The following is a 13,124-nucleotide window of genomic DNA, read 5'->3' as shown; positions in this document are numbered from 1 at the left end:
ATATTTGTTTTTTTATATTTGATGGAAATAATTTCTAGATGGGATGGCTCTAAACAGTAAAGAACAATCCCCTATCAAGCCGTAAAAATAACAAGATGGAACGATGTGAAAAGGGAGAGATGCACATGCATTTATATGGAACACAAGCGATTTCTGAAAATGGTCATTTAACAATTGGACAGGTAGACACACTAGAGCTAGCAAAAGAGTATGGTACACCACTTTTCGTGTATGATACTGCACTTATTCGTAAGCGTGCGCGTAGCTTTATCGATACGTTTAAAAAACTAGGCGTAAAAGCAGAAGTAGCTTATGCTTCAAAAGCATTTGCATGTGTAGCGGTGTATCAATTAGCAGCAGAAGAAAATTTATCATTGGATGTTGTATCTGGTGGAGAATTATTTACTGCATTAAAGGCAGGTTTCCCTGCAGAGCGCATTCATTTTCATGGTAACAATAAAAGCAATGCAGAAATAGAGCTAGCTTTTGACTCCAAGATTGGATGTATTGTTGTAGATAATTTCTATGAAATACAGCTTTTGAAAGATATTTCGGAGCGCCGTCAGCAAAAAATGCGTATATTATTACGTGTTACACCAGGTGTTGAAGCACATACGCATGATTTCATCACGACAGGTCAAGCAGATTCAAAATTCGGCTTTGACTTAAACAATGGTCAAGCAGATGAAGCATTCCAACAGACATTTAACCATGAATTCCTAGAGCTACTTGGCTTACATTGCCATATTGGCTCACAAATTTTTGATACTGCTGGTTTTGGCTTGGCTGGAGAAAAATTGATTGACAAAATTTCTGATTGGAACAAGACTCACGGATTTACATGTACTGTGTTAAACTTAGGTGGGGGCTTTGGTATTCGTTATACTGAAGAAGATGCACCGCTTGAACCACAAGTATATGTAGAGGATATGATTACAGTTGTCAAAAATAAAGCAACTGTTCTTGGACTGAAGATGCCGGAAATTTGGATTGAACCAGGTCGATCACTTGTAGGTGATGCAGGAACATCTCTTTATACAATCGGTTCACAAAAAACAGTGCCAGATGTGCGAAAATATATTGCTGTTGATGGCGGTATGAGTGATAATATCCGTCCCGCATTATACGACGCTAAATATGAGGCAATCATCGCAAGTAAGGCGAACGAGCCGAAAGATGAACTCTATACAGTTGCTGGTAAATTATGTGAATCTGGCGATAAATTAATTATTGATGCTAAACTACAAGATGCTGCTTCAGGTGATGTGTTAGCCATCTTCTGTACAGGTGCGTATGGGTATTCGATGGCTAGTAACTATAATCGTGTGCCAAGACCTGCAGTTGTTTTTGTAGAGGATGGACAGCATCAACTAGCTATTCGCCGCGAAAGTTATGAAGATATTGTGCAAAACGATCTCCCGCTAACTTTAAAAAAGGGTGAGTAAATTTGAGGAAAAATAAGTGGGTATTACTAGCGTCCATTACAACATTTATTTTATTATGGGGCGTAGTCTATTGGGTGTTGGCGTCGAAAGGTATTCTCGGACCTGGTTCGTAAGACAGAAATTGGCTTGCGGTAAAAGTACAAATCGTGTAGGATAGTCAAAGATTATGTACAGCTAGAAAAAGAGGGAATAGACAAATATGTTAATTCGATATAAAAAAGCTTTAGAGAAAATAGCAATGGGGCTACTTTCATTTATGCCTAACGAAAAAGACGTAAAAAAGCTTACAGAAACCATCCACTCCTATGAAAATGACGATAATTGGGTTTTATACTTATGGAAAAAGAATGATGAATATGTTGGCATTGTAGGGCTTGTTGTTGATGAGCATAATATAGCCACAATCCAGCACGTGTCGGTGATCCCTTCCTATAGGGGAGAGGGAGTAGCAACTGAGATGCTTCAAGAAGTGGCAGAAATTGGCCAATATGAAAGTGTGCGTGCTACAGATGAAACACGCAGTTTTGTTCAAAAATGTATTCATTGTATCGATGAAAAAGCAGACGATTAACAACGTCTGCTTTTTCTTTGTTTGCTTTCTTGTCGCTCTGCAAGAATATGTGAGCGATCTCGAAGCATATGTTTATGAAGAAGATAATTTGAGCTACTTGATGGCAAAAGCTTTATACGTGCTAGCGCTAAATCCAGCAAGTGAGGTGAGAGAGGGAGCTGGAAAGTTTGAAAGGACTTGCCCGTTTTAATCAAAGTGATAGCTTTTGCTATTTGTGTTAGGAGTTCAGGATAATCAATTTCTTGGAAAAAAACATGCCCTTCATTTACTTGAAAATTATGAAGTGCTTTTTCTAAAATTCGTTTAGCACCAGTATTGTTACCACGTCGCCAATGATAGAAGCCTGTTGCCAGCTGTACATAGCCGACAAGCGGATGCGTTTTATCACCAGGAGCAATTTCCTTCCAATATTCCTCTAGCACTTCATGGCATTCAAAAAAATCTTGATTGCCATTAAAATAAGCACAGTAATCTATAAATAAAGTATGATGCTGTGGATGCATTTTGGACTCCTTTCCACTATACTAAAAGAACATAGAATCTCAGGGTGGTAAAATAATGTCTTATGAAGTAAAATTAGAAGCCTTTTCAGGGCCTCTTGATTTATTATTGCATTTAATTCACAGATTGGAAATTGATATCTATGATATCCCAATGGCTGAAATTACACAACAATATATCGACCATATACATGCAATGCAAGTACTGGAGTTAAATGAAGCAAGTGAATATTTAGTAATGGCAGCAACGTTGCTGGCAATTAAAAGCCGCATGTTATTGCCAATTCACGAAGGAGAGATGGAGGACGCAGAATTAGAAGTGGACGGCCCTGACCCTCGTGAAGAATTGGTGCAACGCTTAATCGAATATAAAAAGTACAAGGAAGCAGCAAGTAATTTGCAAGAGCTTGAAACAGACCGAGCTCAGGTATTTACGAGGCCACCTGCTGATTTAACAGGATTAGCCTCAGAAGAACAGATGGCTTTATTTGATTTGAATGTGAATATCTATGATATGCTTGGAGCATTTCAAAAATTGATGCGTCGCAAAAAATTAAAGAAACCATTAAAAACAACTGTAGCAAGGCAGGAACGATCAGTAAAAGATCAAATGCGTTCTGTTGTGGATTCTTTACGATTAACAGGTGGACGTGCATCGTTTTTCGAGCTTTTTCCCTATGAAGATAAGCCAACACTTATTCTAACGTTTGTATCCCTTCTTGAACTGATGAAGCGTCAGGTCGTCATCGTAGAGCAAGATGGTAACTTTGAAGAATTAATGGTTACCTTACAGAAGGAGGAATGGGAAGATGACGAAAACATTGATGTTACAGAGTAAAATTGAAGCCTTATTGTTTGTTGTGGGAGATGATGGCTTAACGATTAAACAACTCTCACAACTTTTAGGAGAACAGGAAGAGCTGATCCTTCAAACAATGAATACATTGAGAGAAGCCTATGAAGAAGATTTAGCAAGAGGAATTACGGTGAAAGAAATTGCAGGCGTCTATCAGCTCATTACAAAATCTGAGTTTGCCGATACGATTCAAAGATTAGTAGAAAATCCAACGGCACAATCCTTATCTCAAGCCTCCCTCGAAGTGTTGGCAATAGTGGCATACAAACAGCCCATTACACGTGTAGCGATAGAAGATTTGCGCGGTGTCAAGTGTGAACGCCCAATCCAGACGTTAGTTTCACGAGGATTAATTAAAGAGGTAGGTCGGTCAGAAGGGACTGGACGTGCCATCTTATATGGAACAACAAAAGAATTTTTACATTATTTTGGCTTAAATAGTATAGAAGAAATGCCTCCTCTACCTGAAGAGGACCTTGCTGAAACAGAACAAGAAACAGATTTATTTATGACAAAATTCCAAGAGACATTTAGCGGGGCAAAATAATGGTTAGGTATAATGCGTTGCCTTCAACATAAATATAAATCTATAAATTCCTATCACATTGAATAAGGAGTGGCTCGTTGCTTCGGTTATTTCGTTTAACACTGATCATGATTATTGTGTTAATGGCCATGCTTCCTCAAACTAGTTTAGCAAGAGGAGGAAGCGGCTATGCTGTCTTAGATGGCGATACAGGACGGATTTTAATAGGGTCCAATAGCGATGAACGATTACCTATTGCTAGTCTAACGAAAATTTGGACAGCACTTGTGGCAATTGAAAATAGTGACTTGCAGGAAGAAGTCGTCATATCTCCGAAGGCTGCTATGGCTGAGGGGAGTTCTATTTACTTACAGGCTGGTGAAACGGTGACAGTTGAAACGTTATTGTATGGCTTAATGCTACGTTCAGGCAATGATGCTGCAACAGCTTTAGCCGAACATGTAGGGGGATCTGTCGAGGGCTTTGTCAAATTAATGAATGAAAGAGCCGTTATTGCAGGTCTTACTAATACCGTCTTTATGAATCCTTCTGGTCTTCATCATGATGAGCATTTATCGTCTGCAAGAGATACTGCTGAGATGTTAAGACTTGCTTTGCAAAATAAAACATTTGAGAAAATTGCTTCAACGGTACTTTATCGGGCAAATACAGTAAACGGAATGCTATGGGAAAATAAACACCGTCTATTAAGAGAAGGTTCAGGAATAGCAGCAGATATAGATGATGAGACAGAGCAGCCTGTTAGTTCCTTAAAGTCCGCCACTGGTACTGCATTTGCTGGAAAAACAGGCTTTACTAAAGTTGCTGGACGAACACTTGCAACGGCCTTTCAAAAGGATGGGCAAACCTGCATTGTCGTCACATTAAATGAATCAGATGATTGGAATGTACATCGAGGCTTATCCAATAAAGTATGGCAAGATTATAGTCTTGAAACAGTAGTGAAGAAGGGTAAATACAATGTCAATAAAAAGTTGGCTATTCGTTTACAAGAGCCTATTCGACTACAATTAAATAAAGAGGAAAAAGAACAAGTGAGGCAAGTATTACATGTTTCAAGGAAACGTCAAGAAGCAGTCCTGTCGATCTTTTTAGGGGAAGAACGTATTTATGCAACGCCAGTAAAAGTTGAATCAGCGGATCGTTAAAAACGATTTGCTGATTTTTTACATTATTTGATTAATTAGTGTTAAATTTGGTAGAATGATAATGAAGATAGAATTCTTAATTTTCGAAAAAGGGGTGAGGAAATTGAGGAATGCTTCTATGGAAAGTAAAGGTAGACAAATTCAATTTGGACTAATAATTGTCTTATTCTTTTCAAGTTTAATTGTCCCTGTCATTCTACTATATCCAATTCAAGAGATGCTATATCGACCAAAAGAATTTTATTATTTTGCACCTTATTTTAATGCTTATATTATCTTTATGGTCTCTTTATTTGTCATGGCCCTCGTACTACTAATCAATTATTTGATCATACCTAAAACGAAAAAAAGAAAGAATATTCAACGTGGTCTAGTGTCTGCTTCCTTATTAATTGCCTTAGGTTTCATCGCATTAAGCTTTAATACTTATAAATGGATAGATTCGAGAGGTATTCATATGAATCCATTTTTTAGTTTAAAAGTAAATTTTGTCGAGTGGGAAGAAATAGTGAAAGTTGAGCAGGTTAATCTAGAAAAAAGTGGAGTGACAAAGCCTGATCATCTGGTTTTTACATTTCAAGACGGTTCAACAATTGAGGAACCTTTGGCAGGCAACATGATGCTGGCTAAAAACTATATAGCCAATGAGTTAAAGCAACGTGGCCAAACAATTGAAAATGTATACAAATAAAAGCTGCCGAATGGTAGCTTTTTTTCTGTCAAAATAAACATTATACAATCGATTCGCATGATTACCAAATGAGTATACTGCTAGTAAACAAAACAAAATCTCGGTTCAAATGTTAAGAAATTAGCGAATGAGAAATTATTTGGAATACTCAAATAAAAAATGTGAAATTTGTTTTTCTTTAATAATGTCTAAAAGTATGACATAATTTTCACAGATTAGCGGGAAAAATAACCCTATTCATTGGATCGAAATCGAATGATGACGAACGTGTCAATGTGAAAGAAAACTAGAGGTGAAAAAAATGGAAAGATTACAAAAGGTCATTGCCTATGCAGGCGTTGCGTCAAGGCGCAAGGCAGAGCAATTGATTTTAGAAGGTAAAGTTAAAGTAAATGGTGTAGTGATTCGTGAGTTAGGAACAAAGGTATCTAATTCCGATACAATTGAAGTAGAAGGCGTAAAACTAGAAAAAGAAGATAAGGTATATTTCTTACTTTACAAACCACGCGGAACAATTTCTGCAGTAACAGATGATAAAGGACGCAAAACTGTCACAGATTTATTTCATCATATTCCGCAACGTATTTTCCCAGTTGGTCGTCTTGATTATGATACATCTGGATTATTGCTATTGACAAATGATGGAGAATTTTCCTATATGTTGACACATCCGAAATTTAAAATTGACAAAACCTATATCGCTCGTGTCAAAGGTGTGCCGACAATTGAAGGGCTTAAAAAGCTTCAACGAGGGATCAAATTAGAGGATGGTAAGACAGCACCTGCTAAGGTAAGTATGACATCTTTCGATGAAAAAGCGGGCAAAGCTATTTGTGAAATCACGATTCATGAAGGGCGCAATCGTCAAGTTCGTCGTATGTTTGAAGCGATTGGAACACCCGTTGTCAAATTAAAACGCGAACGCTTTGCTTTCTTAGATTTATTTGGCCTTGCTCCAGGAGAATACCGTGAATTATCAAAGCATGAAGTAAAGCAACTACGTGTGTTAGCAGAAACAGGAAAGCTTGATTAATGCAATTTTGCCAGAAGAAAGTGTGGATACCACAAGAGGTATTTGGATGTTTACACTTTCTTTGTGGTGAAATCGTTCATAAATCATTCATAATTAATAGCTAAGTGTTTTTGTATCCTTTTGCTATAATAGGTGAGAATAGTACACCTAGTAGCAGTTTGTTCAAAAAAGCTGTAACACATTTAATCCGGTATTGTTGACGTCAATGTGAAAGAAGCTTTTACATACTTATAGACGTATAGAGCATGAAAAAGTTCTATTTGTCTCTTCCTTATGTAAAAGCAAACGCAAGCCGTAATTGATAGGGGGTTTATTAACTTGGAGAAAAAGAAAAAACGTCTTGTACTGCGAACTGTCATTTTAGCTGTGTTAGCGTTGGCAATCGGGTACACAGTATATGGAACAGCAACAAAGGAAAAAGTAGAGTTAGTAGCAGTAGGCTCTGAGGCACCTGACTTCACGTTAGTAGATTTAAACGGTGAAAAACATAAATTGTCGGATTATAAAGGGCAAGGGGTATTTTTAAATTTCTGGGGAACTTGGTGTAAGCCTTGCGAGAAGGAAATGCCTGCGATGGACAATCAGTATCAAGAATTTAAAGATCATGGTGTACAAACATTAGCTGTCAATATTGCTCAAACAGATTTTGAAGTACAGAATTTTGTCGATCGATATGGGTTGTCATTTCCAGTAGTTATCGATAAAACAAAAAGTGTTATGACTGCTTATAATGTAGGTCAATTACCTGCAACAGTGCTAATCGATCCAGAAGGCAAAGTGGCCAAAATTATTACAGGTGAAATGACGGAGAAGGATATTGCTTCGTACATGGAATTAGTGAAGCCAAATAAGGAGTAAATGACGATGGAAAAAATCATTTGTGCTTGTGGTCATAGTAATCCATACGGCACGAAGCTTTGTGAGAAATGTGGTCGTCCTTTAACCGAGGAAGAAAAACAAAATAAGGTTGTTGATATGCGCTATGATGGTATGGCCATTCGCTCCAAAACATATAACAAATCATTTGTTGATAAAATATGGAATTTCTTCTCAAGTGTTAAAGTTGGTATATCCTTAATTATAATCACATTAATTGCTGCTTCAGTCGGAACATTACTACCACAAGAGTTTTACGTAAAAGCTTCTGATATGGAGAAGGGGGCTTACTACGCAGACGTATATGGTACATTCGGTAAAATCTATTATACGTTGGGGCTTTCGGATTTATATAGCTCATGGTGGTTCCAGATTTTGGTTGGTATGCTAGCGGTATCAATTATAGTGGCAAGTCTTGACCGAGGCATTCCACTTTATAAATCATTAAAGAATCAACGTGTTAAAAGACATGAAAGCTTTATGAAGCGTCAGCGCATTGTTGCAGAAGGACAAGTGTCAGCCAGTGCGGAGGAAACGCTTGATAAAGTGGCTCAAAAAATGACTGAGATGAAGTATTCTGTTCGTCGAGATGGTAGCGCTCTCTTAGCTGAAAAAGGACGCTTTTCTCGTTACGGTCCGTACATAAACCATGTAGGTCTCATCATTTTTTTAGGTGGGGTCATGCTACGTCTAGTCCCAGGATTCTATGTTGATGAATCGATATGGGTGCGTGAAGGTGAAACACGAGCTATCACTGGAATGGAAGGCTATTTCATTGAAAACCGTGATTTTATTTTAGAAACACATGATAATACACCTCAAGGCGAGCAAGTTAAACAGGGTGTGAATGTAGTGGCTAAAAACTTCCAGACCGATATTACACTATACAAGCAACCTGAAGATGCATTACCAGGTGATACGGAAAATCTAGAAAAAGTAAAAGACTATTCCATTCGTGTAAACCATCCTTTGAAAGAAGATGGCTTTGCGCTTTACCAGATGGATTATCGTCTTAATGAATTAAAACAAATGAACTTTGAATTAATTAATAAGACGACAGAGAAATCATTAGGTAAGGTAGAGATTGATTTAACAAATCCTAAAAAGGAATATGATTTAGGGAATGGTTCATCCGTTCAAATTCTTGTCTATACACCTGATTTTGATGGATTTGAAAATGGTGAACCTCAGACTAAAACGTCTATTCCAAATAATCCTGCATTTTTATTTAAAATGACTACACCAGAAACACCTGAAGGAGAAGTAAGCTTTGTTGAAATTATGCAGCCTCCTTTAGAACCACTTGGTGAAAATAAATATAGAATGAAATTTGCTAGTGCAGAAATGCGTGATATGTCAGGTATTACAGTACGTAAAGATAGTACCATCCCTATTCTGTTTGTTGGTGGTGTCATCTTTATGATCGGTGTTGCGATTGGCTCTTACTGGAATCATCGTCGTCTATGGCTTCAAGTGGAACCAGACGGCCGTGTGTTAATGGCTGCCCATGTCAACAAAAATATGTTCAGCATGAAAAAGGATTTAGATGCTGTTACAACATTTGCTGCATTGCCTCCATATATAGATCAGTTAGAGAAAGATGAGGCTAGCGAAGAGTCCACAAATGGTGGCATTAAAGAAAAGGAAGGTGACAACACCTTATGAGTTTGATTGACATAAGTGGAAACTTACTATTTGTAGCATTTATTGCTTATCTAGTAGCGACATTATTATTTGGTGGTTCAATTAAGCAAGCGAATGCTACTGGTAAAAATACTGATAAATGGGGCAAGCTTGCCATTGTGGTTACCATTATTGGTTTCCTATCACAGCTTAGCTATTTTATTACGCGTTGGATCTATACAGGACATGCGCCAGTAAGTAACATGTTCGAATTTACAACTGCCTTTGGTATGTTCATTGTCGGCGCGTTTATCTTAATTTATTTTATTTATCGTTTGACTGCACTTGGATTAGTGGCATTGCCAGTTGCGCTTTTGATCATCGCTTATGCAGCAATGTTCCCAAAAGAAGTAAGCCCTTTAGTGCCTTCTTTACAAAGTCATTGGTTAACAATTCACGTTATTACAGCTGCATTAGGACAATCTATTTTAGCGATAAGTGCTGTGGCAGGACTTATTTACTTATTAAAAGTAGTTGATTTAACAAAGCCTTCTAAACAACGTTTTTGGTTAGAGGCCGTTATGTACTGTCTTGTAGTAGTTGTTGGGTTTGTTGCAGTTACATCTACATTTAGTGCGATGGATTATGAGTCTAGTTATAATTATGTGGATAAAGAAGGAACTACTCGTAAAATTATTTACAATTTACCTCCAGTATTCGGTATGAATGAATATGAAGTGATAGAAGAACATGGCATGTCGCCATTAGTAGAAATGCCAGCATTAATTAATGCGAAAAAATTAACAACTGTTGTTTGGTCATTAATGGTAGGATCTGTGTTGTATTTATTAATTCGTTTAATTGCTCGCCGTCGAATTAGTGCCATTTTCCAACCACTTGTTAAACGTGTCAATTTACAATTACTTGATGAAATTGGTTATCGTTCAGTGCTGATTGGTTTCCCTGTATTCTCCCTTGGTGCTTTAATCTTTGCGATGATTTGGGCACAAATTGCTTGGAGTCGTTTCTGGGGTTGGGATCCAAAAGAAGTATGGGCTCTTATTACATGGTTATTCTATGCAGCATTCCTGCATTTACGTCTATCAAAAGGCTGGGAAGGTCGAAAATCTGCTTGGTTAGCATTAATTGGTTTCGGGATTATTTTATTCAACCTAATTGCTGTTAACTTAATTCTAGCAGGTTTACACTCCTACGCGTAACCTGTGAAGCAACAAGCCTTTTCGCTGTAGCGAAGAGGCTTTCTTTTCTTTTCAATATGTGTCACACCATGTACAATAGAAGTTAGAGAAAGATTGGAAGAGAGGGATCGTGAAAGTGTCAGAAAATATTTCAGTATTAGTAGTAGATGACGAGGATCGTATTCGCCGCTTATTAAAAATGTATCTTGAGCGTGAAGGATACCTTGTTGACGAGGCCGAAAATGGTGAACAAGCGATCGAGAAATCTTTAGAAAAAGAGTATCACTGTATTTTACTTGATATTATGATGCCTGAAAAAGATGGGCTAGAAGTGTGTGCGGAAATTCGAGAGCGCGCAGCAACACCGATTATTTTATTAACTGCCAAAGGCGAAGAAGCGAACCGTGTACAAGGGTTTGAGCTTGGTGCAGATGACTATATTGTAAAACCATTTAGTCCTCGTGAGGTTGTGCTACGTGTGAAGGCTATTTTACGCCGTTCACAGGCTTTCTCACCAACGACAAATGCGTCTTCTTCAAAAGATTTAGTGGTGTTCCAACATTTAATGATTGATCATGATGCACACCGTGTGACTGCAGAGGGCATTGAGGTTAATTTAACACCGAAAGAGTATGAATTGCTATACTTTTTAGCGAAATCGCCAGACAAAGTATTTGACCGTGAACAACTACTAAAAGAGGTATGGCATTATGACTTCTTTGGTGATTTACGTACAGTGGACACACATGTAAAACGTTTACGTGAAAAGCTCAACCGAGTTTCTGAAAACGCTGCTAAAATGATTGTGACGGTTTGGGGCGTTGGATACAAATTTGAGGTTGTCAATGAATAGAATATGGAATAGTGTTGTCGGGAAGCTATGGGTAACCATATTGCTTCTCGTTTCATTTGTATTATTTGTTTTCACGGTGTTAATGCTTGAATTTCTTCAAAATTACCATATGCAGCAAGCAGAAATTTCATTGCGGCAAACAGCTGCAACGGTAGCAAGTATAGTAGATGACAATGAAACAGCCGAATCTACCTCGGAATTATTAAAAGATATTTTACCTACAGGGACCAATGCATTGATCGCTATCAGTCATGTTGAAGTGTCCTTTGCAATGCAAGAGGGTGTCAATAAAAAAGAAATACAAGATACCATTTTAGCCAATAAATCTTTTCATGAAGTGTTTCAATCAGATGAACCGATTATTAAAGAAATGATGATGCCTTCTTCAACTGATCAAGAAAAGATGGAATCTTATGTCGTACTTGGTTTTCCGCTAAATGTTGAAAATGCAGTACATGGAGCTGTCTTCATCTATCAAAGCCCTGATGCGCTACATAAAACGTCTAAGGAAACAACGAAAATTGTCTTTTTAGCAGCCTTCATAGCATTTGTGTTGACGACATTCTTCGCATTTTTCCTTTCTTCACGTATTACTTCGCCATTGAGAAAAATGCGTGAATTGGCTTTTGAAATCGCGAAAGGGAATTTTGAAGCGAAAATGCCTACTACCCAAAATGACGAAATTGGTCAGCTTGCCGTTGCCTTTAACCAAATGGGCCGTCAATTAAAGCATAATTTAGAGGTCATCAATCAAGAAAACGAACAGCTTTCTAATATTTTGACATCTATGACAGATGCTGTGATTACATTTAACCGTGATCGTACAATATTATTAAGTAATCCACCAGCAGAACGGCTAATGCAAAAGTGGTTTGTGAATAAAGGCTCACAAAGTGCTAAACCTATCCCGCCAGAGCTGTATCATATGCTTGATCATGTGCTGATGTTTGAGGATAAACTAGAAGAGGAAATTGAAATGGACGGCAGCTATTATACGTTTACTATTAGTCCCCTTTATAGTGGTGAAATGATACGTGGCGCTGTGGCTGTTATTCGTGATATGACTGAACAACATCGCTTAGAAAAACTTAGATCCGATTTTATAGCCAATGTCTCTCATGAGCTACGGACACCAATTGCCATGCTTCAAGGTTACTCGGAAGCATTGATGGATGATGATTTTATTCAGGATCAGGAAGAGCGTAATGAGATTACCAAAATTATTTATGATGAATCGAAGCGAATGGGCCGTCTTGTGACAGATCTATTAGATTTAGCACGCATGGAATCAGGGCATATGACGCTATATAAAGATGAATTACCGATTAATTCTACATTCGAACGAATTACACAAAAATTTGCGCAGGTAGCAAAAGAAAAGCACGTTCGTCTGCAATTTGACAGTGAATTTAATGACGAGGCTATGATTAATATAGATGAGGATCGCATTGAACAAGTGCTTACAAATTTAGTTGACAATGCCCTTAGACATACAGATGAAGGGTCTGTGACTGTAAAAGTAGAGCAGGAGCCGACATTTGCTAAAATATCTGTCCAAGATACAGGACATGGCATTCCTCAAGAGGACTTACCCTATGTCTTTGAACGTTTTTATAAAGCCGATAAGGCACGTACTCGTTCCAAGGGTGGAACTGGTCTCGGCTTAGCCATTGCTAGAAATATTGTGAAGGCACACTCAGGTAATATAATGGTAGACAGTGTGCTGAAAGAGGGTACGACCTTCACGTTTTATTTACCGTTCGATTAATAACATGTATTGCT

Annotated in this window: 13 protein-coding genes; 12 read left to right on the top strand and 1 reads right to left on the bottom strand. The window is 37.8% G+C overall.

Features of this window, described 5'->3' with window-relative positions:
• The first annotated feature begins 125 nt into the window (after window positions 1–125).
• Both lysA and CD31_RS19245 read left to right on the top strand, forming a co-directional pair.
• A complete protein-coding gene (gene lysA, locus CD31_RS19250) occupies window positions 126–1,445 on the top strand; it encodes a diaminopimelate decarboxylase (RefSeq protein WP_036080153.1) in 1,320 nt (439 codons plus the stop codon).
• Between the two features lie 199 nt (window positions 1,446–1,644).
• On the top strand, window positions 1,645–2,016 hold the full coding sequence (locus CD31_RS19245; protein WP_016992990.1) for a GNAT family N-acetyltransferase: 372 nt from the start codon (window positions 1,645–1,647) through the stop codon (window positions 2,014–2,016).
• Here CD31_RS19245 and CD31_RS19240 read toward each other — a convergent pair.
• The gene (locus CD31_RS19240; RefSeq protein ID WP_036080150.1) at window positions 2,013–2,519 is read right to left on the bottom strand and encodes a DUF309 domain-containing protein; all 507 of its coding nucleotides are present in this window, start codon (window positions 2,517–2,519) and stop codon (window positions 2,013–2,015) included. The two genes, CD31_RS19245 and CD31_RS19240, sit on opposite strands and share 4 nt — an antisense overlap.
• A 55-nt stretch (window positions 2,520–2,574) precedes the next feature.
• Between CD31_RS19240 and CD31_RS19235 the strand changes: the two genes are divergently transcribed.
• The 10 genes from CD31_RS19235 to CD31_RS19190 all read left to right on the top strand — a co-directional run bounded on the left by CD31_RS19235 (window position 2,575) and on the right by CD31_RS19190 (window position 13,110).
• Window positions 2,575–3,354, top strand: coding sequence for a segregation/condensation protein A (locus CD31_RS19235; protein WP_016992993.1), 780 nt, complete (start codon window positions 2,575–2,577; stop codon window positions 3,352–3,354).
• Entirely contained in the window at window positions 3,326–3,919 is a 594-nt protein-coding gene (gene scpB / locus CD31_RS19230; RefSeq protein ID WP_016992995.1) for an SMC-Scp complex subunit ScpB, read from the top strand. The genes CD31_RS19235 and scpB overlap by 29 nt, the downstream gene beginning before the upstream one ends.
• A gap of 77 nt (window positions 3,920–3,996) precedes the next feature.
• The gene (locus tag CD31_RS19225) at window positions 3,997–5,067 is read left to right on the top strand and encodes a D-alanyl-D-alanine carboxypeptidase family protein (protein ID WP_036080147.1); all 1,071 of its coding nucleotides are present in this window, start codon (window positions 3,997–3,999) and stop codon (window positions 5,065–5,067) included.
• A 103-nt stretch (window positions 5,068–5,170) separates the two neighbouring features.
• Entirely contained in the window at window positions 5,171–5,758 is a 588-nt protein-coding gene (locus tag CD31_RS19220) for a hypothetical protein (protein ID WP_244905010.1), read from the top strand.
• 301 nt (window positions 5,759–6,059) lie between these two features.
• Window positions 6,060–6,791, top strand: a complete 732-nt coding sequence (locus tag CD31_RS19215) for a pseudouridine synthase (RefSeq protein WP_036080144.1) — start codon at window positions 6,060–6,062, stop codon at window positions 6,789–6,791.
• A 318-nt stretch (window positions 6,792–7,109) separates the two neighbouring features.
• Window positions 7,110–7,649 (top strand): thiol-disulfide oxidoreductase ResA, encoded by a 540-nt coding sequence (gene resA, locus CD31_RS19210; protein ID WP_004232210.1) that lies wholly within the window; start codon window positions 7,110–7,112, stop codon window positions 7,647–7,649.
• 6 nt (window positions 7,650–7,655) lie between these two features.
• On the top strand, window positions 7,656–9,332 hold the full coding sequence (gene resB, locus CD31_RS19205; protein ID WP_016995171.1) for a cytochrome c biogenesis protein ResB: 1,677 nt from the start codon (window positions 7,656–7,658) through the stop codon (window positions 9,330–9,332).
• Window positions 9,329–10,510, top strand: a complete 1,182-nt coding sequence (ccsB, locus tag CD31_RS19200) for a c-type cytochrome biogenesis protein CcsB (RefSeq protein WP_016995170.1) — start codon at window positions 9,329–9,331, stop codon at window positions 10,508–10,510. The genes resB and ccsB overlap by 4 nt, the downstream gene beginning before the upstream one ends.
• A 115-nt stretch (window positions 10,511–10,625) precedes the next feature.
• Window positions 10,626–11,342 (top strand): response regulator transcription factor, encoded by a 717-nt coding sequence (locus tag CD31_RS19195; RefSeq protein ID WP_004232215.1) that lies wholly within the window; start codon window positions 10,626–10,628, stop codon window positions 11,340–11,342.
• Entirely contained in the window at window positions 11,335–13,110 is a 1,776-nt protein-coding gene (locus tag CD31_RS19190; RefSeq protein ID WP_016995169.1) for an ATP-binding protein, read from the top strand. The genes CD31_RS19195 and CD31_RS19190 overlap by 8 nt, the downstream gene beginning before the upstream one ends.
• Window positions 13,111–13,124 lie beyond the last annotated feature (14 nt).

It is taken from the genome of Lysinibacillus boronitolerans JCM 21713 = 10a = NBRC 103108, assembly GCF_000772935.1.
In the GTDB taxonomy this organism is placed as follows: Bacteria; Bacillota; Bacilli; order Bacillales_A; family Planococcaceae; genus Lysinibacillus; species Lysinibacillus boronitolerans.
Note: the sequence above shows the minus strand (reverse complement) of the source record. Positions and strands in the feature narration are given on the sequence as shown.